General features: G+C 72.8%; 21 protein-coding genes, 1 tRNA gene and 1 other RNA gene. 4 read left to right on the top strand and 19 right to left on the bottom strand.

Going from position 1 to position 22,572, the window contains the following annotated elements:
- Positions 1 to 2: 2 nt before the first annotated feature.
- The 15 genes from murD to VMS22_21870 form a co-directional block, all read right to left on the bottom strand.
- Positions 3 to 1,340, bottom strand: a complete 1,338-nt coding sequence (gene murD, locus VMS22_21940) for a UDP-N-acetylmuramoyl-L-alanine--D-glutamate ligase (protein HXJ36706.1) — start codon at positions 1,338 to 1,340, stop codon at positions 3 to 5.
- A gap of 5 nt (positions 1,341 to 1,345) precedes the next feature.
- Positions 1,346 to 2,422, bottom strand: a complete 1,077-nt coding sequence (gene mraY, locus VMS22_21935; GenBank protein HXJ36705.1) for a phospho-N-acetylmuramoyl-pentapeptide-transferase — start codon at positions 2,420 to 2,422, stop codon at positions 1,346 to 1,348.
- Complete coding sequence (gene murF / locus VMS22_21930; protein ID HXJ36704.1) at positions 2,422 to 3,843, bottom strand: UDP-N-acetylmuramoyl-tripeptide--D-alanyl-D-alanine ligase; 1,422 nt, start codon at positions 3,841 to 3,843, stop codon at positions 2,422 to 2,424. Before murF ends, mraY begins: the two co-directional genes overlap by 1 nt.
- Positions 3,840 to 5,345: a UDP-N-acetylmuramoyl-L-alanyl-D-glutamate--2,6-diaminopimelate ligase gene (locus tag VMS22_21925; GenBank protein ID HXJ36703.1), complete on the bottom strand. Its 1,506-nt coding sequence runs from the start codon at positions 5,343 to 5,345 to the stop codon at positions 3,840 to 3,842. The genes murF and VMS22_21925 overlap by 4 nt, the downstream gene beginning before the upstream one ends.
- Positions 5,345 to 7,324: a penicillin-binding protein gene (locus VMS22_21920; protein ID HXJ36702.1), complete on the bottom strand. Its 1,980-nt coding sequence runs from the start codon at positions 7,322 to 7,324 to the stop codon at positions 5,345 to 5,347. Before VMS22_21920 ends, VMS22_21925 begins: the two co-directional genes overlap by 1 nt.
- Positions 7,321 to 7,701: a cell division protein FtsL gene (locus VMS22_21915; protein ID HXJ36701.1), complete on the bottom strand. Its 381-nt coding sequence runs from the start codon at positions 7,699 to 7,701 to the stop codon at positions 7,321 to 7,323. The genes VMS22_21920 and VMS22_21915 overlap by 4 nt, the downstream gene beginning before the upstream one ends.
- 3 nt (positions 7,702 to 7,704) lie before the next feature.
- Positions 7,705 to 8,628: a 16S rRNA (cytosine(1402)-N(4))-methyltransferase RsmH gene (gene rsmH / locus VMS22_21910; GenBank protein ID HXJ36700.1), complete on the bottom strand. Its 924-nt coding sequence runs from the start codon at positions 8,626 to 8,628 to the stop codon at positions 7,705 to 7,707.
- Between the two features lie 132 nt (positions 8,629 to 8,760).
- The gene (mraZ, locus tag VMS22_21905; GenBank protein HXJ36699.1) at positions 8,761 to 9,213 is read right to left on the bottom strand and encodes a division/cell wall cluster transcriptional repressor MraZ; all 453 of its coding nucleotides are present in this window, start codon (positions 9,211 to 9,213) and stop codon (positions 8,761 to 8,763) included.
- 171 nt (positions 9,214 to 9,384) lie between these two features.
- An RNA gene (rnpB, locus tag VMS22_21900) (RNase P RNA component class A) lies at positions 9,385 to 9,774 on the bottom strand.
- 23 nt (positions 9,775 to 9,797) lie between these two features.
- Positions 9,798 to 10,523 carry a C4-type zinc ribbon domain-containing protein gene (locus VMS22_21895; protein HXJ36698.1) on the bottom strand — a complete coding sequence of 242 codons (726 nt, stop codon included), beginning with the start codon at positions 10,521 to 10,523 and terminating at the stop codon, positions 9,798 to 9,800.
- A gap of 23 nt (positions 10,524 to 10,546) precedes the next feature.
- Positions 10,547 to 10,620: transfer RNA gene (locus VMS22_21890), tRNA-Ile, on the bottom strand.
- Positions 10,621 to 10,712: 92 nt separating this feature from the next.
- Positions 10,713 to 12,305: an RNA polymerase sigma factor RpoD gene (gene rpoD / locus VMS22_21885; protein HXJ36697.1), complete on the bottom strand. Its 1,593-nt coding sequence runs from the start codon at positions 12,303 to 12,305 to the stop codon at positions 10,713 to 10,715.
- Complete coding sequence (gene dnaG / locus VMS22_21880) at positions 12,302 to 14,023, bottom strand: DNA primase (GenBank protein ID HXJ36696.1); 1,722 nt, start codon at positions 14,021 to 14,023, stop codon at positions 12,302 to 12,304. The genes rpoD and dnaG overlap by 4 nt, the downstream gene beginning before the upstream one ends.
- Before the next feature lie 102 nt (positions 14,024 to 14,125).
- On the bottom strand, positions 14,126 to 14,326 hold the full coding sequence (rpsU, locus tag VMS22_21875; protein HXJ36695.1) for a 30S ribosomal protein S21: 201 nt from the start codon (positions 14,324 to 14,326) through the stop codon (positions 14,126 to 14,128).
- 113 nt (positions 14,327 to 14,439) lie between these two features.
- A complete protein-coding gene (locus VMS22_21870) occupies positions 14,440 to 15,144 on the bottom strand; it encodes a glycerophosphodiester phosphodiesterase family protein (protein HXJ36694.1) in 705 nt (234 codons plus the stop codon).
- 78 nt (positions 15,145 to 15,222) lie between these two features.
- Between VMS22_21870 and VMS22_21865 the strand changes: the two genes are divergently transcribed.
- Genes VMS22_21865 through gshB form a run of 3 tightly spaced genes read left to right on the top strand, consistent with a single transcriptional unit; the run spans position 15,223 to position 17,817 of the window.
- Entirely contained in the window at positions 15,223 to 16,095 is an 873-nt protein-coding gene (locus VMS22_21865; protein HXJ36693.1) for a 50S ribosomal protein L11 methyltransferase, read from the top strand.
- Entirely contained in the window at positions 16,095 to 16,799 is a 705-nt protein-coding gene (locus tag VMS22_21860; GenBank protein ID HXJ36692.1) for a 16S rRNA (uracil(1498)-N(3))-methyltransferase, read from the top strand. Before VMS22_21865 ends, VMS22_21860 begins: the two co-directional genes overlap by 1 nt.
- A gap of 43 nt (positions 16,800 to 16,842) precedes the next feature.
- The gene (gshB, locus tag VMS22_21855; protein HXJ36691.1) at positions 16,843 to 17,817 is read left to right on the top strand and encodes a glutathione synthase; all 975 of its coding nucleotides are present in this window, start codon (positions 16,843 to 16,845) and stop codon (positions 17,815 to 17,817) included.
- Positions 17,818 to 17,835: 18 nt separating this feature from the next.
- Here the strand turns inward: gshB and VMS22_21850 are convergent, their stop codons facing one another.
- The 4 genes from VMS22_21850 to VMS22_21835 all read right to left on the bottom strand — a co-directional run bounded on the left by VMS22_21850 (position 17,836) and on the right by VMS22_21835 (position 21,528).
- Positions 17,836 to 17,976 carry a hypothetical protein gene (locus VMS22_21850; GenBank protein HXJ36690.1) on the bottom strand — a complete coding sequence of 47 codons (141 nt, stop codon included), beginning with the start codon at positions 17,974 to 17,976 and terminating at the stop codon, positions 17,836 to 17,838.
- A gap of 164 nt (positions 17,977 to 18,140) precedes the next feature.
- Positions 18,141 to 18,506, bottom strand: coding sequence for a helix-turn-helix domain-containing protein (locus tag VMS22_21845; protein ID HXJ36689.1), 366 nt, complete (start codon positions 18,504 to 18,506; stop codon positions 18,141 to 18,143).
- Between the two features lie 80 nt (positions 18,507 to 18,586).
- On the bottom strand, positions 18,587 to 20,065 hold the full coding sequence (locus VMS22_21840; protein HXJ36688.1) for a response regulator: 1,479 nt from the start codon (positions 20,063 to 20,065) through the stop codon (positions 18,587 to 18,589).
- 170 nt (positions 20,066 to 20,235) lie between these two features.
- Positions 20,236 to 21,528 (bottom strand): polymer-forming cytoskeletal protein, encoded by a 1,293-nt coding sequence (locus tag VMS22_21835; GenBank protein HXJ36687.1) that lies wholly within the window; start codon positions 21,526 to 21,528, stop codon positions 20,236 to 20,238.
- Positions 21,529 to 21,650: 122 nt separating this feature from the next.
- Here VMS22_21835 and VMS22_21830 point away from each other — a divergent pair, with 122 nt between their 5' ends.
- Complete coding sequence (locus tag VMS22_21830) at positions 21,651 to 22,418, top strand: SDR family oxidoreductase (protein ID HXJ36686.1); 768 nt, start codon at positions 21,651 to 21,653, stop codon at positions 22,416 to 22,418.
- Positions 22,419 to 22,572 lie beyond the last annotated feature (154 nt).

Below are 22,572 nucleotides of genomic sequence, written 5' to 3'. Positions count from 1 at the left end.
TCCTACCCCAACGCCTCGACTGCTGCGGCGAACGCCCGCCCCCGCTCCGCGTAGTCGGTGAACTGATCGAAGCTCGAGCACGCCGGCGCGAGCAGCACCGTGTCGCCGGGCTCCGCGCACGCGCTCGACGCCGCGACGGCGGCGGCGAGCGTCGGCACCGCATCCACCGGGACGCCGGCCGTGGCGAGCGCCGCGGCGATCTGCTCGCGCGCCGTCCCGAACACGAACGCCCGGCGCACCCGGCCGCGCGCCGCGGTCGCGAGCGGCGCGTAGCTGCCGCCCTTGTCGACGCCGCCCGCGAGCAGGACAACGTGGCCGTCGAACGATTCGAGGCTCCGCACCGCCGCACCCACGTTCGTCGCCTTCGAGTCGTCGTACCAGCGCACACCGCGACGCTCGGCGACGAGCGTCAGCCGGTGCGCGAGCGGCGTCATCCCGTCGATCGCCTGCTGTACGGCCGCCGGCGAGGCGCCCGCCAGGCGCGCGGTCGCGACCGCGGCGAGGATGTTGTCGACGTTGTGGCGCCCGGCGAGCCGCGTGCGGGAGAGATCGTAGCGCTCCGCCGGCGCGCCCTCGAGCCGGAGGACGACCGCGCCGCCCTCGATCGAGGCCCCCCAGGGATGCGGCGTCGTCCCGAACGTCACGACGCGTGCGCGCAGGCGCGGCGCAATCTCGATCACGGCGGGATCGTCACGGTTCAGCACCGCCCAGTCGTCGGGGGTCTGCGCGGCGAACAGGCGCGCCTTCGTGTCGCGATACGCCGCGAAGGTCGGATGGCGATCCAGGTGATCATCGGTGACGTTCAGTAGACACCCGACGCGCGGGCGGAAGGTCTCGACCCATTCGAGCTGGAAGCTCGAGACCTCGGCGACGCACACGTCGTACGCCCCGCCGCCCGGCGCTTCGAGTGCCGTGATGAGCGGCGTCCCGAGGTTGCCGCCCGTGAACGTGCGCCGCCCCGCGTTCCCGAGCGCGAGCCCGACGAGCGTCGTCGTCGTGCTCTTGCCGTTGGTCCCGGTGATGCCGACGATCGGGCAGGCGAGCGCGCGCGCCGCGACCTCGATCTCGCTGCGCACCGGAATGCGGCGCCGTGCCGCCTCGGCCAGGACGGGCGCGCGGCTCGGCACGCCCGGGCTCGGGACCACGAGGTCGACGCCGTCCAGCAGCTCCGGGCCGTCGGTGCCGGTGCGCAGCTCCACGCCGGGCGGCGGGGCGCCGGCGCCCAGCGCCGCGGCGTCACGGGCGTCGGCGGCGCGCACCCGCAGGCCGCGCCCCGCCAGCACGCGGGCGACCGCCTGCCCCGTGCGCCCGTACCCGACGACGAGGACGCGCTCCACCATCGCCGTCACCGCAGCTTCAGCGTGGAGAGGGCGACGAGCGCGCACACGATCGACACGATCCAGAAGCGGACGATGATCTGCGGCTCGGGCCAGCCGAGGAGCTCGAAGTGATGGTGGATCGGCGCCATGCGGAGGATGCGCTTGCGCCGCAGCTTGAAGGACGCGACCTGGCCCACGACCGAGAGCGTCTCGACGACGAAGACGAAGCCCACCAGGACGAGGACCAGCTCCTGCCGGGTGATGAGGGCCGCGACGCCGAGCGCCGAACCGATCGCGAGCGAGCCCACGTCGCCCATGAACATCTGCGCCGGGTAGGCGTTGAACCACAAAAAGCCGAGCCCGGCGGCTGCGAGGGCGCCGCAGAAGACGGCGAGCTCGCCCGCGCCGACGACGTGCGGGATCTGCAGGTACTCGGCGAAGCGCGCGTTGCCGGCGACGTACGCGAACACGACGTAGGTGCTGGCCGCGATCATGACCGGCCCGATGGCGAGGCCGTCGAGGCCGTCGGTCAGGTTCACGGCGTTGGCCGCGCCCGCGATGATGAACGCACCGAACGGGATGTAGAACCATCCGAGGTCGGGGTGGAGGGTCTTGAAGAACGGCATCGTCACCTGGCCGCCGTGCTCGGACCACAGGAAGATCGCCGTCGAGGCGATGGCACCGATCACGAACTCGGCGAAGAGCCGCGCGCGACCCGGCAGGCCCTTCGAGTTCCTGCGCCGCACCTTGGCCCGGTCGTCGAAGAAGCCGATGAGCCCGTTCGAGAGCGTCACCAGGAGTGCCAGCCAGACGTACCACGACCGGATGTCCGCGAGGAGCAGGGTCGCCAGCGAGAGCGAGAAGATGATGAGCGTCCCGCCCATCGTGGGCGTGCCGGCCTTCTTCGCGTGCGTCTGCGGGCCGTCGTCGCGGATCGCCTGGCCGATCTGCAGCTCGGTCAGGCGCCGGATGAGCCACGGTCCCACCAGCAGCGACACGACGAGCGCGGTGAGCGCCGCCAGCAGCGTGCGGAAGGTGATGTACTTGAAGACGTTCAGCGGCTCGAAGACGCCGCGCAGGTTGTAGAGGATCAGGTACAGCATCACGCCCCCGGCTCCCCCTGGAGCGCGCGCAGCACGCGCTCGAGCGCGGCGCCGCGCGATCCCTTCAAGAGGAGAAGGTCGCCGCCGCGCAGGATCGTCGCGAGGTCGCGCGCCATGCCCTCGTGTCCGTCCGCGATCACGATCCGCTCCGGAGCGAGGCCGCCGGCGAGCGCGCCCTCGCGCACCCGCTCGGCGTGCGTGCCGACGAGGACGAGAAGGTCGAGTCCCGCCGCGGCGGCACGCGTTCCGAGCTCGCGGTGCGCGTCGGCGGCGCCGGGTCCGAGCTCCAGCATCTCGCCCAGCGCCGCGATCCGCCGCGTGGCCCGGCTCGCACCCAGGGTCTGCAGGGCCGCCGCCATCGAGCCCGGGTTCGCGTTGTAGCAGTCGTTCAGCACGGTCACGCCCGACGCGAGCTGCACGACCTGCATCCGCATGGTCGGCGCCTCGAAGCTCTCGAGCCCGGCGGCGATCGTCTCGAGCGGCACGCCGACGGCGCGCGCCGCCGCCGTCGCGGCGAGCGCGTTGGAGACGTTGTGCCGCCCCGCGACGCGGAGCTGGACGGGCCGCGTCTCGCCGGCGGCGTCGAGCACGAAGCGCGTGCCGCCGACGCCGTCGTCGACGACGTCGCGGGCCCGCACCGTGCCGCCGTCCCCGAACAGCACGCGCCGCCCCTCGAACGCGCCCGCGACGGCGCGCACCCACGGGTCGTCGGCGTTGACGACGGCCGTGCCGGTCGGGCGCAGGCGGCGGTAGAGCTCGGCGTTCGCCTCGGCCGCGCCGCGGATCGATCCGACGCCCTGCAGGTGCTCCTCGGCGATGCAGGTGATGAGGCCGACGTCGGGCTGGGCGATCTCGGCGAGGCGCCAGACCTCGCCGGGCGCGTTCATGCCGATCTCGAGGACGGCGACGCGGGTCTCGCTCCCGACCCGCAAGAGCGTCAGCGGCAGGCCGACCAGGTTGTTCTGCGAGCCGCGGGTCGCGACCACGTGCGCCTCGCCGTACGCGCGGCGCAGGATCGTCGCCAGCATCTCCTTCGTGGTCGTCTTGCCGTTGCTGCCGGCGACGGCGAGGAGCGGGATCGGATGGCGCCGGCGGTGGAGCGCCGCCACGTCGCCGAGGGCGGCCAGCGTCTCGCGGACGACGATCACCGTGCAGCGGAGGTCGCCGAGATCCGTTCCGCGCTCGACCAGGACCGCGCCGGCGCCCCGGCGCTCCGCCTCTGGGAGGAACGCATGACCGTCGTGCGCGTCGCCACGCACGGCGACGAACAGCTCGCCCGGCTCGAGGGTCCGCGTGTCGGTCGCGAGGCCGCGTACGTCGACGGCGGCGCCGAGCCGCGCGAGCTCGCCGCCCGTCGCGGCGAGGACGTCGGCCAGCGTGAACGTCGCGCCGGCCGCGAGCCGCTCGGTGCCCCCGCTCATGCGCCGCGCCTCGCGAGCGCGCGGCGCACCTCTTCGCGGTCGTCCAGGTGGTGCTTCACGGCGCCGACGATCTGGTAGTCCTCGTGGCCCTTGCCGGCGACGACGACGAGATCGCCCGGCTGCGCGAGGTCGATCGCGAGGTCGATCGCGCGCGGGCGGTCGGGCTCGACGCGATAGCCGCGTCCCGTCCCCGTCGATCCGGCGAGCGGCGCGAGGCCACCCTTGCGGATGCCGGGCTCGATGTCGGCGAGGATCCCGGCCGGATCCTCGGTGCGCGGGTTGTCGGAGGTGAGGATCACGACGTCCGAGCGCCGCGCCGCCGCCTCGCCCATGACCGGGCGCTTGCGGCGGTCGCGATCGCCGCCGCAGCCGAAGACGGTGATGAGCGCGCCGGGTGTCAGGGGGCGCATGGCGTCGAGCAGGCGCTCGAGCGCGTCGGGCGTGTGCGCGTAGTCGACGACGACGGTGAAGCCGGGGCCCGCGAGGCGCTCGACGCGACCCGGAGGCGGCGCGGTGGCGGCGATGCCGGCGGCGATCGCCTCGTCGTCCACGCCGAGCGCCCACGCCGTCGCGGCCGCGGCGGCGATGTTCTCGACGTGCGGCGCGCCGACGAGCGCGCTCGCAAACGGAAGGCGGCGCCCGCCCAGGACGAGCGTACCCCGGGTTCCCGCGAGCGTGCTCTCGACGTCCTCCGGCCGCACCTCCGCCGCGGGCGTCCGGCCGAACGTCACGCGGCGCGTACGTACCGCGGCGGCCAGGCGCGCGCCGGCCGCGTCGTCGACGTTCACCACCGCGACCGGGTCGGGCTTGCCGCCGGCGGGGAGCAACTCGAGGAAGAGGCGCCGCTTCGCCACCTCGTACGCCGCCATGTCGCCGTGGAAATCCAGGTGGTCGAGCGTGAGGTTCGTGAACACGGCGGCGTCGAAGCGCAGCGCCGCCGCGCGCTCCTGGGCGAGGGCGATCGACGACACCTCCATCACCGCGTGCGTGATGCCGCCCCGCTGCATCTCGGCGAGCAGCCCCTGGATCTCGGGCGCTTCCGGCGTGGTGAGCGGCGCCGTCCGGGCCTCGGCGCCGAACCGGTACGCGATCGTGCCGATGACGCCCGTGGCGTGGCCGGCGGCGCGCCAGATGCCCTCGACGAGGTAGGTCGTCGTCGTCTTGCCGTTCGTGCCCGTGACGCCGACGAGCGTCATGGCCGCGCTCGGATCACCGGCGAGCCGTGCCGCCGCGCACGCGAGGACGGCGCGCGGGCGCGCGCTCTCGAGGACGGTCACCGTACCCGGCGCCTCGATCGGCCCCGTACCGACGATCGCGCGCGCGCCGCGCGCGAGCGCCTCGGCCACGTGACGGCGCCCGTCCGTGTGCGCGCCCGCGAGCGCGAAGAAGACGTCGCCGGGCGCCACGCGGCGCGAGTCGATGGCGACGCCGGTGACGTCGACGTCGAGCGAGCCCGCGACGCGCCGCACGTCGGACCCGTCGACCAGCGTGGCGAGCCGCATCACGGCAGACCGGCGTCGCGATCGGCGCTGAGCTCGAGCGCGAGGCGTCGGTCGTCGGCGAGCGGCCGTCCCGGACGCGGATCCTGGGCGACCACGTAGCCGGAGCCCCGCAGCGACACGGTGAACCCTCCGTCGCGCGCGCGGGCGACCGCCTCGCGCATCGAAAGACCGACGAAGCTCGGCACGCCGTCCGGTGGCAGGTCGGCCTCGGGCTCGGCGTCCGCCATCTCGACCGCGGGCTCCGGCTGGCCGGCGGGCGGCGGCGCGACGTCGGTGGACCCTTCGGGCTCGACGCCCATCGCCTTCATCACCGCGCGCCCGATCTCTTTGAACACGGGTGCAGCGACGGTGCCGCCGAAGCCGCGGCCGGCGGGTTCGTCGATCATCACCAGGATCACCGCGCGCGGGGCGTCCGCGGGCAGGAACCCGACGAACGAGCCGATGAATTTCCCCGAGTACCCCCGTGCACCAGGAATCACCTTCTGCGCGGTTCCCGTCTTTCCTGCAACGGGGTATCCGTCGATGCGGGCCTTGGTACCGGTGCCCCCGCGTTCCTCGACCACGCGGCGCAGGATCTGGGTCGCGATGCGCGCCGTCTCGGGCTTGATCACGCGGCGGACGGCGACCGGCCGGGTCTCGTGCTGCACGTCGCCCGCGGGTCCGACGAGCCGGCGGACCAGGAACGGACGCATGAGCGTCCCCCCGTTGGCGATGGCGCCGAAGGCGGCGACGAGCTGCACGGGCGTCACCGACACGCCCTGCCCGAAGCTGTGCGTGGCGAGGTCGATGCGGGCCCACGTGCTGACGTTGCGCAGGAGGCCGGGCTCTTCGCCCGGCAGCTCGATGCCGGTGCGCTGGCCGAAGCCGAAGTCGCGCAGGTACTGGAAGTAGCGCTCCTTGCCGAGTCGCTCGCCGATCTTGGTCGCGCAGATGTTGCTCGAGAACTGGATCGCCTCCGACATCGTGAGCCAGCCGTGCGGGTGGACGTCGTGGATGACGCGGTTCGCGAACGGGTAGCTCCCGTTCTCGCAGAAGAGGCGGTCGTTCGGGTGGACGACGCCGCGATCGAGCGCTGCCGCGGCGAGGATGCCCTTGTACGTCGAACCGGGCTCGTACGGGTCGGTGAGGACGCGGTTGCGCGAACGCTCCTTCCATGCGCGCGCAGTCCGATCGCCCGGGTCGTTCGGGTTGAAGGTCGGATAGTTCGCCAGGGCGAGGATCTCGCCCGACGCGGGATCCATGACGATCGCGGCGCCGGCCCGCGCCCTGGCGGCGGCGACGCCGGCCGCCAGCTCCTGCTCGACCACCGACTGCACGCGCACGTCGAGCGTGAGCTCGATCCGGCTGCCCTCGCGCGGAGTGTCGCCGAGGCCCCCTTTGAAGAAGACGCGCCCGTGCGCGTCGCGCGAGACCTCGACCTCTTCGGCCTCGCCCCGCACCAGTTTGTCGAAGCGGCGCTCGAGGCCACCCAGGCCCTGCGAATCGACGCCCACCAGGCCGAGCACGTGCGCCGCGAGCTGGCCGTGTGGATAGAAGCGGCGCGCCTCGTCGATCTGTCCGACGGCGCCAATGCCGAGCCGGGCGACGGCCTCGGCCTCCTGCGGCATCGCCTGCCGCTTCAGCCACACGAACGGCTGCCCGCTGTTGACCTTCGCCCGCACACTGGCGAACGACAGCCCGAGCGCCTTGGCGAGGGCCGGTAGCCGCGCGAGATCCTCCGCCGAGAGCTGGCGCGGCCGCACGAAGATCGACGGCACGTTCAGCGACGACGCCAGCAGATCGCCGCTGCGGTCCACGATCGCGCCGCGATGCGGGACGAGCGTGACCATCTGCCGGTGCTGCCGCGTCGCTCGCCGTGCGAAGTCGGGGCCGCGCAGCACCGTCAGGTCGACGGCCCGCGCGAGCAGGAGACCGAAGATCACCACGAAGAGCCCCGCCACCCCGAGGATGCGGGCCCGACGCGCCGCGAGGCCGCTCATCGCAGCTCGACGACTTGGCCCTTGTCGGGTTCCTGCATCCCGAGCCGCTTGGTGGCCAGCTCGCCGAGCCGCGTGCGATCGCGCAGCATCGCGAGCTCGAGCTCGAGCTCGCGGCGCTGCTGCTCGAGGCGCATCTGCATCTGGCGCGCGTCGGACAGATCGTAGCCGATGTTCACGACCTGGAGCCGCAGCCAGACGTGCGCGAGACACAGGGCGACCAGCACGAGGCCGAGCGCGATCGTGCGCCGTACGAGCCAGCGCCGCATCGCCTGGAGGAGGCGACGGTGGTCCATCTCGGGACGCACGAGCGGACGGCGGACGGTGAGCGTGCGGGGACGGCGGCTCCGACGCGGATCGACGGCGGTGGTGGCGCCCATGGTTCAGGACTCGAGGCGCTCGGCGATCCGGAGGCGGGCGCTGCGGGCGCGCGGATTGCGTGCGATCTCGTCGGCGTCGGGCCGCAGCGCCTTGGTCGTCACGAGGCGGGCGCGCGGGACCCCGCCGCACACGCAGCGCGGGATCTCGGGCGGGCACACGCAGCCGGTCGCCCAACGACGGAAGGCGTCCTTCACGCGCCGGTCCTCGAGCGAATGGTAAGCGAGGATCGCGATCCGCCCGCCGGGACGGAGGAGCCGCCAGCCGTCCGCGAGCAGCGCATCGAGCGCCGCCAGCTCGTCGTTCACGGCGATGCGGATCGCCTGGAACGTCCGCGTCGCCGGATGGTGGCCGGGCTTGCCGCGGCCGACGACGCGCGCGACCACGTCGGCGAGCGCGGTCGTGGAATCGATCGGCCGCGCCCGCACGATCGCCCGGGCGATGGCTCGCGCCCGCGGCTCCTCGCCGGCCTCGCGCAGGAGGCGGGCGAGATCGCGCTCGTCCCAGGTGTTGACCACCTCGGCCGCGGTGCGCGCGGCGCCGCCCCCCATCCGCATGTCCAGCGGCCCCGCGGCCCGAAAGCTGAAGCCGCGCGCGGGGTCGTCGAGCTGCATCGAGCTGACGCCGAGGTCGGCGAGGATCGCGTCGGCGCCCTCCCACGCGAGCGCCGCGATGTGCGCCTCGAGATCGGCGAACGATCCCTCGCGCAAGACGACGCGATCGCCGAAGCTCGCCAGACGCTCGCGCGCCCGGGCGAGCGCGGCGGCGTCGCGGTCGAGGCCGAGGAGCAGGGTGTCGGGCGCCGCTCGGAGCAGGGCCGCCGCATGGCCTCCGAGCCCGATCGTGGCATCGACGAGACGGGCACCCGGCCGGGGGCGTAGCCCCCCCACCACAGGCCCCTCCAGCACCGGCACATGGGCTCCGCCCACCGGCCCGATGTCCGTCCCGTCACTCGCCATCGGCGGCCCGTCGCCACGTCTGCTCGCAGCGCTCGCCGCCCTCACCCCTCGCCTCCTCACTCTCGCCGTGCGGCGAGTGACCCGTCACCCGTGCCTCGTCGGCTACAGGCCCAACCGATCCATCACGTCCGGCTGGTCGAAGATGCCCTCGTCCTGTTCGAAGATGCGCCGCCACGTGTCGCGGCTCCAGATCTTGAAGATGTCGATCTCGCCGGTAAACACGACGTCGCGTTTGATGCCCGCGTAGTCCCGGAGATGTTGCGGGACCAGAATGCGCCCCTGTCCGTCGAGCGCACACTCGTGTGCGCCGCTGACGTACACGCGCTTGAAGCGCTGCAGCTCGGGGTTGAAGCGCCGCATGGCGAGAATCTTCTCCTCGAGCTGTCGCCACGCCGAGAGCGGGTAGACGTCGAGGCAGCGCTGCTCGCCGGAGCGGAAGCGCGTGACCATGAGGCGCTCTTCCTGGAGCCCGGAGAGCGCCTCACGGTACTTGGACGGGATGGCGACACGTGCCTTGTCGTCGATCGCGTGCTCGAAAGTGCCTCGGAAGACCATCCCGACAACCGTGGCATTCCTACCACTCCGCCCTATCGCTCCACCACTCCACCCCAGAATTCCCCACGGACGTGGGCCCTATACTCGCTTCGCCACCGGGCTGTCAAGGAAGTTTCCCCATTATCCTGAAACCCTTGCGGCACAAGGGTTTCAGAGTCGCCACGCGCGGTCCGCCGGAGGAGGTCTGTAAGCCGGATTCTGTCCTTCCGCGCAATGTGCGGAAGCAGCAGCCATTCGTCTGGTCCCTCGGTTGCCCGAGGGATCGAGCGACCGACCCGAGGGAACGGGCGGGCCACCCGCGCCCGGCCCTTTCGGACCGGACCTCCCTCCTACTCGGTCTTGCTCCGGGTGGGGTTTACCGAGCGTCCGTCCTCTCGAACGGACCTGGTGAGCTCTTACCTCACCATTTCACCCTTGCCCCGGACCGGAGTCCGGGGCGGTCTCTTTTCTGTGGCACTTTCCGCCGATCGCTCGGCGCCGCCGTTGACGGCCACCCTGCCCTGCGGAGTCCGGACTTTCCTCGCGCCGCGCACTGCGACGCGCGGCTGCTCGACCTCCTCCGGCGCACCGCGCGCCGGCGACGTTCACTCGCTCGCTTCCTCCTGCTGCGGCTGCCAGTGCAGCATGCGCTGGCAGCTCGGACACAGGATCACCTGCTCGCCGCGCTGGATCTGGTTGTAGAGCTGCGGCGGGACGCGCATGCGACAACCCTGACAGGTCCCGTCGCGCACCGGCACGACGGCGAGGCCGCCGCGCCGCGACAGGATCATCTCGTAGCGGCGGCGCAGCTCGACGTCGACGGTCTCGAGCAGCGCCTGACGGCGCGTCCGATCGCGCTCGATGTCGGCGCCGAGCCGGGCGATCGTGTCGCGCAGCGCCGTGGCCTCGGCCTCGCGCGACTCTGCGATCGTCTTGAGCTCGCCCTCGAGGGCGGCGAGCGTCGTCGTCGCCGCTTCGACCTGCTCGTAGACCTGCTGCAGCTCCGCCTCGATGCCCGTGATCTCGTCCTTCAAGAGGTCGACCTCGCGCTTGGCGAGCCCGAGCTCCTTGTCGTTGCGGATGCGCGTGATCCGCATTCGCCGATCCTTCATCTTGGATTCGGCGTCCGCGAGCCGCGCCTCGAGATCGCGCTGCTTCGTGGCGAGTGCGCTCGCGGTCGCGCGGCCCTGCTCGGTGGCGCTCGATTTGGCCTGGTAGGCTTCCTCGAGCTCGGTCACGCGGCTCTCGCCGGAGCTGACGGCCTGCGTGTTTTCACGCAGGTTCTGGTCGACTTGCTGAATCTGGATGAGTAGCTCGATCTGCGACGGCAACGGCGTGCGACCTCCCCCAGCAGTGGGCCCAGTGTGACTCGAACACACGACCTACCGGTTATGAGCCGGCAGCTCTCACCACCTGAGCTATGGGCCCGCTGGCGGGAGGGAGTGAACCACCGAACGCGACGGGCTGCAAGGGCGGCCCGACGGCGTTTGGCCTCGTCGACCGGCGTTCCCGGCGACGGCTCAGCCGTCGTAGAAGCTGCGGAGGTAGCGCGAGCGGCTCGAGTGGCGGAGCTTGCGCAGCGCTTTCGATTCGATCTGGCGGATGCGCTCCCGGGTGACGTTGAAGCGCACCCCGACCTCTTCGAGCGTGTGGTCCGAGCGCTCGCCGATGCCGAAGCGCAGGCGGACGATCTGCTCCTCGCGCGGCGTCAGGGAGGACAGGACGCGGGTCGTCTGATCGCGCAGGTTGACGGCGATGACGGCGTCGATCGGCGCCACGGCGGCGTCGTCCTCTATGAAATCGCCGAGGTGGGTGTCCTCGTCCTCGCCAACCGGCGTCTCGAGCGAGATCGGCTCGCGACTGATGCGCAGGATCCGCCGCACCTTGTCGGGCGTGAGCTCCATGCGGACGGCGATCTCCTCGGCGGATGGCTCTCGCCCGAGCTCCTGCACGAGCAGACGCGAGATCCGGAGCAGCTTGTTCATGGTCTCGACCATGTGGACCGGGACGCGGATCGTGCGGGCCTGGTCGGCGATCGCGCGCGTGATCGCCTGGCGAATCCACCAGGTGGCGTAGGTCGAGAACTTGTAGCCGCGCTGGTACTCGAACTTGTCGACCGCGCGCATGAGCCCCATGTTCCCTTCCTGGATCAGGTCGAGGAACTGCAGGCCGCGGTGCATGTAGCGCTTGGCGATCGAGACGACGAGGCGCAGGTTGGCTTCGATCAGCTCCTGCTTCGCGCCCTTGGCGCGCACCTCGGCGGCGCGGATCTCGCGCACGATGCGCTCGAGCGCCGGGGCCGACATGCCGACCCGCTGCTCGAGATCGCGGATCTCGTGGCGCACGCCGCGCGCGACGTCCTCGATCAGGCCCGAGAGCCGGCGGCGGAGCCCCCGCACGCGTTCGGCCGAGCGGCAGAGCTCGGCGATCAGGCGATCGATCTGCCGGCGTCCGAGCTCGAGGGTGCACACCGCGCGGACGACGCGCGCCTCGTGGCGCTCGAGCTTGGCCGCGCTCTGCGGCGACAGCTTGCGGCGGCCGCGGGCGAGCGCGCGGTGCAGGTACGCGTCGCGCTCGGCGACGGCGCGCTTCAAGCGCCCCAGCTGGGCCAGGAAGCGACGGCGCTGCGGAGCGTCGTCCTCGACGACCTCGCCGTCCTCTTCCGGCTCGTCCTTCACGAGGTCGCGGACGCGCATCTCGCCGGCGCGGATCTTCTCGCCCAGGTCCAGCACGTAGCGCAGCGCGAGCGGCGTCGAGAACGCCGCGCGCATCATCGAGAGCTGCCCCTCCTCGATGCGCATCGCGATCTCGACCTCGCCCTCGCGCGTGAGCAGCGAGGTCTGCGCCATCTGGCGGAGGTAGAGTCGCACCGGATCGAATCCGGGAGTCCCCTCCTCGCCGCCGTCGGCGTCTTCCTTGGCGGCCGGCTCGTCGTCCGCCGCGTCGGCCTCGGCCTCGGCGCCCTCCTCGGGCTCGAGGTCGTCGATCGGGGTCAGCAGCTCGATCCCGTCGTCCGTCGGATCCGGAACGCCCTCGGTCGGGAGGCGCAGCGGCTCGGGTTGGAGCGCGGCGGCTCCGGTCGCGTCGTTCATGCTCACGGCGAGACTCCTCATGTGCGGTTCTTCTCCGACAGGGACCTGTTGAGCTCTTCCTGTGCGGCGCGGGCGGCGGCCACGTCGCCACGCGCCTCGGCGGCGCGCAACGCCTCGATGAGCGCGCCGCGGGTGCGGCCGCTCCGGCGGGCGCGGATGGCGCCGATCAGATCGGCGAGCGCCCGCTCGCGATCGTCCTGCTCGGTGTCGAGCAGCCGGCGCACGACCCGGTCGCGCAGATCGCGCGGCAGGCGCTCGATCACCGCCGCCGGGTCGTCGGTGGCGGCACCCGCGACCATCGACTCGGCGAGCGCGCGCCACGTGGGTTCCTCGAACTCGGCGATGACGCCCGAGGCGCCGACCTGTTCGGCGAGGCGCGGCTCGAGCGCCATGAGCTCGACCAGCTGCTGCTCGACGCTGGGCGCGCTCGTGCGAGCGGCGGCCGGCGGAGCGGCCGCCGGCGTCACCTCGCCGCGCAGCATCTGCTCGCGCACGCCCAGGCGATCGGCCGCGAGGCGCGCCAACACGTCGCGCTCGAAGGGGTTGTCGACCCCGCGGAGCACGCGCGCGACCTCTTTGGCCGCGTCGGCGCGCCGCCCGACCGCATCGAGCCTGGTGCCGGCGAGGCTGTCGACGTACGCATCGACGAGCGGGACGGCGCGCTCGAGCTCGCGTGCCAGCGCGTCGCCGCCACGGCTCCGTACGAACGTGTCCGGGTCGTCGCCGGCGGGCAGGAAGACGCCCCGGCCCCAGAGCCCCGCCTCGACGAAGGTGGGAAAGCTGCGGGCGGCGGCGCGGCGGCCCGCTTCGTCACCGTCGAAGCATGCGATCACGGCCTCCGTGAAACGTCGCAGCACGCGCAGCTGATCGACCGTGAGCGCGGTTCCGAGCGGCGCCACGACCTCGCCGATTCCGGCCTGCGCGACCGCGATGACGTCGAGGTAGCCCTCGACGACGACGACGCGATCGCGCGCCCGGATGGCATCGCGGGCGAGCGCCAGGCCGTAGACCGTCTGGCCCTTCTTGAAGAGCGGCGACTCCGGGCTGTTCAGGTACTTCGGCGGCGGATTGTCGCTCGCCGGCGCGCCGGGGAGCACGCGGCCGCCGAACGCGATCGTGCGGCCCGCGAGGTCGCTGATGGGGAACATCAGCCGATCGCGGAAGCGATCGTAGAGACGCCCATCCTGGCTCCGCCCGACGAGCCCCGCCGTCAGCGCATCGTCGATCGACTGGCCGTCGGCGCGCAGCTGGCGGGCGAGCGCGTCGCCGCTGCCCGGCGCGTAGCCGAGGCCGTAGCGCTCGATCGACGCCGCGGTGATGCCGCGCTCCTCGACGTACTTCCGGCAACGCGCGCCCTGCGGACCCTGGAGCTGCGCGCGGAACCAGGCCGCGGCGGCCTGGTTCACGGCGATGAGCGGCTCGGTGCGCTGGCGCGGTCCCGACGCTTCCGTGGGAACGGGCAACCCGAAGCGCTGCGCGACCACGCGGACCGCCTCGGGGAACGGCAGCGACTGGGTCTTCATCACGAAGCTGAAGACGTCGCCGTGCTCGCCGCAGCCGAAGCAGTGGTAGAAGCCCCGCTCCTCGCTCACGGTGAACGAGGGCGTCTTCTCGGTGTGGAACGGGCAGAGCCCCGTCGCGCTCCGGCCCCGCCGCTTGATGGCGACGACGTCGGACACGATCTCGGTGATGCTGGCGCGCTCGCGAATCTCGCGAATGGCGTCTTCTCGGATCAGCACCGCCGAGCGCTCCCCGCGGGCCTGCTGGGAAGGGCGAGCGGACGGGCGGCGGTCTGCCGCCCGCCTCCGCACGCCGGGTGGATTGACGAAAAGGTGATGTGCCTAGACGACTTGCGTTCGGGCCGATCGGCGGAGGGCGCGCTTGCGCGCAGCCATGGCCTTCTTTTTCCGTCGGACGCTCGGCTTCTCGTAGTGCTCCCGCTTGCGGAGCTCGGCGAGAATGCCGGCCTTTTCACACTGTTTCTTGAACCGACGAATGGCGCTGTCGATGGGCTCGTTGTCCTTGACGCGGACACCAGCCATGCGCTTCGTTCACCCCCCTCCGATTGGCAAAAGAGGGCTACGATCGATGAATCCGGCTTGGCAGTCAAGGCGAGGGGCAAAATAGGTGCGCGGGTCGGGCGCAATTCGGGGGGTCAGGTGTGCAAAAAGCGCTCCGGGAAGTCCGTGAACACGCCGCGCACGCCCGCAGCCTCCAAATCCGCCGAATCTGCTGGATCATTCACGGTCCAGGCGCGCACTTCGAGGCCTGCCGCGGTGGCTTCGCGAACCCCCGCAGGCGACACTGCATCCTTGCGAAGGTGCAAGGCTATGGCGCCCGCGCGTCCCGCGAGGTGTAGCGCCGCTGCGAGACGCCGCCGGTACCAGAGCACGGCGATCGCGGCCTCGGCCGATGCGGCCCGCAGGCGCAGCAGGCTCTCGGCATCGAAGGACGAGAACACGACGCGGTGGAGGGCGCCGGCCGCGGCCACGATCTCGAGCGTCCGCTCCTCGAATCCGGGGTCCGTTCCCGGCTTCAGCTCGACGTTGATCGGGATCGGCACCGCCGCCAGCACCTGGCCCAGGGTCGGGATGCGCTCCCCCGCATATGCCGGGGCGAACCACGTGCCCGCATCGAGGGTCTGGAGGTCGGCCAGGCGATGCCCGGTCACGCTGCCGCGACCGCTGGTGGTCCGCTCGAGCGTGTCGTCGTGCATCACGACCACGGCGCCATCGCGCGTCGGCTGCACGTCGAGCTCGATCATGTGCGCGCCCAGCTCGACCGCGCGGCGGAACGCCACGAGCGTGTTCTCGGGACGCGTGCCGCTGGCGCCTCGGTGCGCGATCACGGTGAGAGGCACGGCGGCCCCATAGGCGGACGCCGATCGCGGGTCAACGCCGAGTTGACCCGGACCGGGCCTGCCGGGAAGGTTCCCCCCGTGCGTCCTGACCACGAATGGGTCGCGGTCCAGGTCGACGTGCCGGTCGTGTGCGCCGACGCGGTCGCGAACTTCCTCGTCGAAGGCGGCGCCGCCGGCGTCGGGCTCGACGAAGGTGCCGATCGGGTCCGTCTGCAGGCGCACGTCCGGCGCGGCGAGGAGGCGGCGCTCGTTCCCGCGCTCGAACGCTACCTCGCGAGCCTCGCCGCGATCGAACCGGGATGGCGGCACGGCCCGATCGAGGTCGTCCCGGTCCCCTCGGTCGACTGGGACGCCGTCTTCCGCTCGCACCACCACCCGATCGAGATCGGATCGCGGCTGCTCGTCGCGCCGCCGTGGGACATTCCGCCGGCGCCCGGGCGCGAGGTGCTCGTCATCGAGCCGGGCATGGCGTTCGGCACCGGGCAGCACGCGACCACCCGCACGTGCCTCGAAGAAGTCGAGGCGGCGGTCCTGGAGCGTCGGCCCCGCTCCGCGCTCGACGTGGGGACGGGCTCGGGCGTGCTCGCGGCGGCGCTCGCGCGCCTCGGCGTCGCGCGCGTGGTCGCGCTCGACGTCGACCCGGCCGTGCTGCCGCTCGCGCGCGCGAACCTCGCCCGCAACGGCGCGGTCCACGTTCTCCTTGTGGGCGGGACGGTAGCTGCGGTGCGCGGGACGTACGACCTGGTGATCGCGAACATCCTGGCCGACACGATCGTGGTGGAGGCAGCCGCGCTCGCCGCGAGGGTCGCGCCCGGCGGCCGCCTCGTCCTCGCCGGCATCCTCGACAGCCAGAGCGGTCGCGTCGTGACCGCGTTTCCCGGCTGGCGCTGCGTCCACGTGCGCGCCGAGGATCCGTGGCGGACGCTCCGCCTCGCACGCGAGGTCGAGTGATGCTCCGCCTGTACGTACCGGCGGGACCCGGCGCCGACGGAAGCCTCCGCATCACGGGCGCCGAGCTGCGGCACCTGCACACGCTTCGGCTCGGCCCCGGCGACCGCTTGCGCGTGTTCGACGACGCGGGCGCCGAGCACGAGGTCGCGCTCGATCGGGTGACGGCGCGCGAGGCGGTCGCGCGCGTCGTCGCCACGACCCACGCGCCCCGCGAGTCCCCGCTCGAGCTCGTGCTCGCGCCGGCATTGCTCAAGCAGGACAAGATGGACTGGGCGGTCGAGAAGGCGACCGAGCTCGGCGTCACGCGCATCGCGCCGATCCTCACCCGCTACGTCGTCGGCCGCGGCAGCGCGGTCGAGCGCTGGCGCCGGCTCGCGCTCGCCGCCGCCAAGCAATCGGGCCGCACGCGTGTTCCGACCGTCGACGCACCCGCGCCGCTCTCCGCCGTCCTCGGCGGCGCGTGGCCCGGGCTCCGTCTCGTCGCCTGGGAGAACGAGGCCGCAGTCCGCGTGCACGACCTGCCCGCGACCACCGCGGCGGTGGTGGTCGTCGTCGGGCCGGAGGGCGGCCTCCACCAGGACGAGGTCGACGCCGCACGCGCGGCGGGCTTCACGACGATCACCCTCGGACGGCGCGTGCTGCGCGCCGAGACGGCCGCCGTCGCGGCCGTCGCCCTGTGCCAGCACCGGTGGGGCGACGGCTGAGACGGATCGCATGGCCTCGCGGCCTGGGCTAGCATCCGCCGCCATGCCGCTGCGCATCCTCTACGTGATGGACCCGATGGCGCGGGTCCTGGTCGACAAGGACACGACCTTCGCGTTCCAGCTCGAGGGGCAGCGGCGCGGGCACGAGCAGTACCACTGCGGGCCCGAGGAGCTGTACGTCGACCGCGCGGTGCCGCACACGCGCGCGCGGCGCCTCTCCGTCGAGCGTGCGACGCCGCACTACCAGCTCACCGAGACGCGCACGGTTCCGCTCACGTTCTTCGACGTCGTGCTGATGCGCAAGGATCCACCGTTCGACATGGCGTTCTTCTTCGCGACCCATCTGCTCGGCCTGGTCGATCCGACGGTCACCTTCGTCGCGAACGACCCGCGCGGCCTGCGCGAGGCCAACGAGAAGCTCTACGCGCTCAACTTCCCCGACGTCATCCCCGAGAGCCTCGTCACGGCCGATGCCGTGCGCCTGAAGGCGTTCATGGCCGCGCTCGGCGGCGAGATGATCGTGAAGCCGCTCGACGGCTGCGGCGGCGCCGGCGTCCTGCACGTCCACGACCGCGATCGGAACCTGAACGCGCTCCTCGAGCTGTCGACGGCCGAGGGCACGCGCCTCGTCATGGCGCAGCGCTACCTCCCCGCCGCACGCGAGGGCGACAAGCGCCTCATCGTGCTCGACGGCGAGCCGCTCGGCGGCATCCTGCGCGTGCCGCGCGACGACGAGCACCGCGGCAACATTCACGTCGGCGGCACGGTGAAGCGATCGCCCGTCGACGAGCGCGATCGCGAGATCTGCCGGCGGATGGCGCCGCGGCTGCGGGCCGACGGGCTCTACTTCGTCGGCCTCGACATCATCGGCGGTCTGGTGACCGAGGTGAACGTCACGAGCCCGACCGGCGTGCAGGAGATCGATCGTCTGGACGGCACCTGCATCGAAGCGCGCGTCCTGGACTTCCTCGAAGCGCACGCAGCGCGGCTCGATCGCTCGGCCGCGCCCGGCGCCTAGTGTCCGGAGTCTAGCGCCCTATTGCGACGAGAGTGCCGTGGCGCAGAGGTAACGCCACAGGCTCGTCCGGACCTGCCAGCGACCGCCGATGCGCTTGCCCACCACGATCATGCGCCGCCGCGGCGGCGTCTTGGTCGGCGTCTCGACTCGCTTCTCCATCTCCATCCCCTCCCCGGGGCGGAGCGAATTGCGAGTCGCGTGCCGCCGGCACGCGGCGGGAAAAGCTCCATGATTTCGGCATCGTCAGCCGACGAAGCCGGCGGAGCCGGTACAGCCGTGTACGCACTCTCCGTGCGATCGTACAGGCGCGAACGCGGGGGCGGCTACTCGCTCGGCTTCTCGGGCGTCCCGATGCCGAGCGCGGCGCGATACGAGTCGAGGTCGCTCTGGCGCACGCGGATCTGGCCGTCGACCACGATCGGGCGCAGGACCGCCGTGCGGATCAGACGCCGCACCGTGCTCTCCGAGCAGCGCAAGAGACGGCCGATCTCGTCGACGGTGACGGTGACCGGCGTCGTCTCGGTGGCGCCGGCCACACCCGCCGGCAAGGCGTCGACCGTGAGCTCGACGCCCGGGCCGAGCCCGGCCAGCAGGTTCACGGGTTCGAGCGGTAGAGGCGGCGACGCCTTCGCGCCGCGCTCGCGCGTCCCCTCCTCCGGCTCACCGCTCCCCGACCGTCCTCGCGCCATGGCACCTCCCGTGACGTGCCTCCCACCGCTGCGGCTCGGCCTTACTCCGCGCGCCGCGACGCTGTCAAACCGCGCGACGATCAGGTCGCGCGCGGGGCGGCGTGTGCGGGCTTCGGACGATTCTCGACGGCGGCGATCTTGCGCGCCACGAGGTCGGTGAGCCACTGCTTGGCGCCCATGCCCTGCCCGCTCGCCAACCGGTCGCGCAGCTTCTCGGCCAGGGTCGGCGCCGGATCGCCCTCGCACGGGATGACCACCAGGCTCGGAATGGGCGAGAGCGACGAGGCGCGCAGGATGAGCTCGTAGCCCTCGCGCATCGGGAGCTGCAGATCGACGACGACGACCTGCGGCTTCACCATGTCGACCAGCTCGGTGATCTGCTTCGTGTCGCGCGCCATCGACACGGAGAATCCCTGCTTGGCGAGCAGCTGGCGCATCTTCATCAGTGCGTCGGCGTCGCGCCCGGCCGCGAACACGCGCCCGCTGCGCGGCGCCTGGCGGTCGACGGCCGTGAAGAGCGCCTCGGGCGTCGGCTGGCGGCCGACGGCGTCGATCATCCCGAGGCCCACGACGCGCTCGTTCGTCGTGTCGGCGACGACGCCCCAGACGGGGAGCGGGTGCGAGCCTGCGTGCAGGGAGGCGATGCTGTCGAAGGCGCCCGACACCGTCAGGTTCACGATCACGCGCGCAGGCCCGAGCGCACGCACCTGGCTCGCGAGCTCGCTCGTGGGCGAGACCACGACGATCGAATGATCGCGGATGGCGTAGCTCTCCCACACCTTGCTCGCATCGACGACGACCACGAGCGGGGTCGAGCCCGACGGCGACGTCATCGCCGCAGCGGTGGCGACCAGATCGCCCACCTCGCGCGACGTCGCCGCCGCCGCGGCGGCGACGGACCCGGCCGTCGGTCCGGCCGCGATCGCCGCACTCTCGATCTGGCCTTCGAGCGCCTCGATCTGCTGGCGGAGCTGCGCGATCTCGTACGCCTGGCGGTCGATCTCCGCGCGGGCGGCTTCCAGCTCCTCGCGCGCCGCCGGGTCGGCTGCGGGCTCCGTGGTCGGAACGGGCGGCGCAGCGTCCCGCAGCGGCGAGACGAGAAGGGCGAAGAGGCGGAGATCGGTGGTGAGGGTCCGTAGCGTTTCGGCGGCGAGCGCCGCTTCGCCGGCCGCCAGGACCAGCACGCCGATCGGTCCGCGATCGGCGAGCGGCAGGACGGCGACTGCTTCGATGGCCGCGTCCGCGTCGTGCAGGGCGCGCAGCAGGGGATCGTCGCTCGCGGCGCGCATGAGGAAGGCGCGCCGCTCGTCCACCGCCTTGCGCAGGACGGTCATGGTGCGGCCGGCGGGGTCGACCAGGACCGCGCGCGCCGGCTCGGGCAACGTGCTGGCGACGCAGGTCAGGTCGCCGCCGGGCGCCGCGCGGACCAGGACCGCGCCGGCCCGCAGGCCGAGCCCGCCCGCGACGACGTCGAGAAGACGGCGCGCACGCTCGGGCGCCCCGGCCTGCGCGACCTCGGGCTCCGCATCGGCGGCGAGGAGATCACGGACGAGCCGCACCGACGCTCTCCCGGGTCGGTCGGCGCGCACACCCCGGGCTCGCGTCTTGGCATCGTTCGCCCGGGATCCGGATCATCCGTGACATGTCGCGAGGGTAGCGTGGCCGACCACTCGGAGTATCGCCCGGCAGCGTGGAAAACTTGACTGCCCAGCGTCACGGATGCGCCGGCTCAAGTTCCGGGTCCCTCCGGCCGATACTCCGCAGCCACCGCCGCCGGCACCCAGATGACCCGGCTGTCGCGGTCCACGTCGAGGTCGCCGCGGCTCCAGGCGCCCCCGATGAGGATCGTGCGCTTACCGAGCACGATGCTCTTCCCGGCGAGGACCTCCCCGGCCCACACCACGTCCTGGTCGCCGCGGAAGGCGCCCCCCACGACCGTCCGGATGCGGCTGGCGCGTGCCTGTCGCTCGGCGTCGCTCTGCATGCCGAGATCCATCGCGAAGCGCCGCCCGGCTCGCACGTCGCCACGCACGCGCAGCTCGACCCGCGCCGTCGGGTCGGCGACGTCGACGACGACGCGTACGTCGGACTGCGCCTGCAGCTCGTCCAGGTCGTACGTGCCGGCCGTGAGATGCACGACGGCCTCTTGTCCGAGGACGATGCGGCCATGGCGCCCGGGCACGCGCGTCACGTCGCCCGACTGCCGGGTCACCGTCACATCGTCGCTCCCGGGATCGGCGTCGGCGAGCGTCAGGCGCTCGAGTCGCCACGCCGGCATCGCCGGCGCCGCCAGCGTCCCCGGCGAGACCTGCGTCACATTCGCATGGAGCATGGGCTCGCCGGTGCCGACGAACGTCAGCGTCCCCTCGTAGAGGATGCTCGCGAAGTACTCGCCGCGATCGCGCAGGAGGACCGCTCCGGGTGTCTCGACGGTCGTGCCCGGCGCACCGACGACGACGTCGCGATCGCCGCGGAACTCACGCCGCGCGAACACGTTGCCGCGCACCCGAGCGAGGCGGACGATGCGCACCGAGCCGCGCGCCGCCGCGAGGTCGCCGTCGACGCGGGACGAGATGCCCGCCACGACGCCAGCATCGGCGAGGACCGTGCCGCGGACGTGGGCCTGGCCCGCGAGCTGCACCTTGCCGTCGGTCACCACGAGATCGCCCGCGACCTCGGCGAGGAGCCGAAGCTTGGCGTCGCGGCGTGCGATCGCATCGCCGACGAGCGTGCGCTCGTCGAGCAGCAGGCTCCCGTTGGCGGCGATCGGCGCGGGCACGTCGGTCGGGGCCGCGTCGGGCTCGGCGGCCGGCGTCCGCGTGACCACGCGGGTCGCGTTCCCGAGGTAGAGGTCGCCGTCGGCGGAGAGCGCGAAATCGCGCGGCGCGCTCGACGGCACGTCGGCGGCCGCCGCGGGCAGCGCGGCCAGCAGGAGGGCGGCCGTCGCCAGCCGTACACGAGTGCCCGTGCGCGGCACCCGCGCGTCACCACGCCACTCGGTTCTTCCCCGCTTCGCCGCCATGCCCCACCCCGCCTTCACCGCAGAGCCAGCCGCGTTCCAGCTCACTCGCCATGACGCCTGAAGCGGCGAACGCCCGCGCGCGGTTGACCCGTTCCGGCCGGCCGGCGTATCGACGCTCGGCGATGCGGCTCGGGGGGGAACGCGTACTGGTCACCGGCTCGACGGCGGGGATCGGCCGGGCGGTCGCGATCCAGTGCGCGCGCGAGGGTGCGCGCGTCGCGGTGCACGGGCGCAACGCGGAGCGTGGCGACGCCGTCGTGCGCGAGATCACGGCCGCGGGCGGCACCGCCGTGTTCATCGCAGCCGACATCGCCGACGAGCGCGCGTGCACGGACCTGGTCGACGCGGCCGCGTCGCGCCTGGGCGGCCTCACGGTGCTCGTCAACAACGCGGCGGCCGGGACCGGCGGCAAGAGCCCCGTCGGCGACGTCGACACGGCGCTCTGGGAGCGCGTCGTGCGCACCAACCTCACCGCCGTCGTGTGGCTCTGCCGGGCCGCGCTTCCGCACATGCTGGCCGCGGGGCACGGCTCGATCATCAACGTGTCGTCGCGCCAGGCCGAGCGCGCGAGCGCCGGGCTCGCTCCGTACGTCGCGAGCAAGGGGGGTCTCAACGCGCTCACGCGCTCGATCGCCGTCGACTACGGCCGCCAGAAGATCCGGTGCAACGCGCTCTCCGTCGGCTATGTCGTGAACGAGCGGCGCGACGCGGGTATGTCGGACGCGCGACGTGCCGAGCTCGAGGCGATGCATCTGACGCGCCTCGGCCGTCCCGAGGACGTCGCGTACGCCGTCGTCTACCTCGCCAGCGCCGAGAGCGAGTTCGTGACCGGGGCCCTCATCCCGGTCGACGGCGGCGGGACGATCGCGCGCGGGCGCGTCCTGGGCTGAGGGGGGGCCTGGGGTCGGGCGTCGGTGCCGCGGGGGCGGCGGGGGTGAGGTTTCGGCTTCGGCTCCCGCGAAGCGGCGCGGAAGAACACACGCCGCGTCAGGGCCCTGCAGTTCATCGCGCCGCTTCGCAGGCGCCTCCGCCTCACCCCCGCCG

Source organism: Candidatus Eisenbacteria bacterium (assembly GCA_035577985.1).
GTDB lineage: Bacteria > Desulfobacterota > Binatia > DP-6 > DP-6 > DATJZY01.
This window is presented reverse-complemented; position numbering and strand designations above follow the sequence as displayed.

Bases quoted from the DNA above. Each gene is read 5' to 3' on its own strand.
- VMS22_21915 (HXJ36701.1), bottom strand. From the start codon at position 7,701: ATGGGCGCCACCACCGCCGTCGATCCGCGTCGGAGCCGCCGTCCCCGC.
- VMS22_21850 (HXJ36690.1), bottom strand. From the start codon at position 17,976: ATGGAGAAGCGAGTCGAGACGCCGACCAAGACGCCGCCGCGGCGGCGC.
- VMS22_21835 (HXJ36687.1), bottom strand. From the start codon at position 21,528: ATGGCGGCGAAGCGGGGAAGAACCGAGTGGCGTGGTGACGCGCGGGTG.
- VMS22_21830 (HXJ36686.1), top strand. From the start codon at position 21,651: ATGCGGCTCGGGGGGGAACGCGTACTGGTCACCGGCTCGACGGCGGGG.
- murD (HXJ36706.1), bottom strand. From the start codon at position 1,340: ATGGTGGAGCGCGTCCTCGTCGTCGGGTACGGGCGCACGGGGCAGGCG.
- mraY (HXJ36705.1), bottom strand. From the start codon at position 2,422: ATGCTGTACCTGATCCTCTACAACCTGCGCGGCGTCTTCGAGCCGCTG.
- gshB (HXJ36691.1), top strand. From the start codon at position 16,843: ATGCCGCTGCGCATCCTCTACGTGATGGACCCGATGGCGCGGGTCCTG.
- VMS22_21920 (HXJ36702.1), bottom strand. From the start codon at position 7,324: ATGAGCGGCCTCGCGGCGCGTCGGGCCCGCATCCTCGGGGTGGCGGGG.
- murF (HXJ36704.1), bottom strand. From the start codon at position 3,843: ATGAGCGGGGGCACCGAGCGGCTCGCGGCCGGCGCGACGTTCACGCTG.
- VMS22_21925 (HXJ36703.1), bottom strand. From the start codon at position 5,345: ATGCGGCTCGCCACGCTGGTCGACGGGTCCGACGTGCGGCGCGTCGCG.
- VMS22_21860 (HXJ36692.1), top strand. From the start codon at position 16,095: ATGCTCCGCCTGTACGTACCGGCGGGACCCGGCGCCGACGGAAGCCTC.
- rpoD (HXJ36697.1), bottom strand. From the start codon at position 12,305: ATGAGGAGTCTCGCCGTGAGCATGAACGACGCGACCGGAGCCGCCGCG.
- VMS22_21845 (HXJ36689.1), bottom strand. From the start codon at position 18,506: ATGGCGCGAGGACGGTCGGGGAGCGGTGAGCCGGAGGAGGGGACGCGC.
- rpsU (HXJ36695.1), bottom strand. From the start codon at position 14,326: ATGGCTGGTGTCCGCGTCAAGGACAACGAGCCCATCGACAGCGCCATT.
- mraZ (HXJ36699.1), bottom strand. From the start codon at position 9,213: ATGGTCTTCCGAGGCACTTTCGAGCACGCGATCGACGACAAGGCACGT.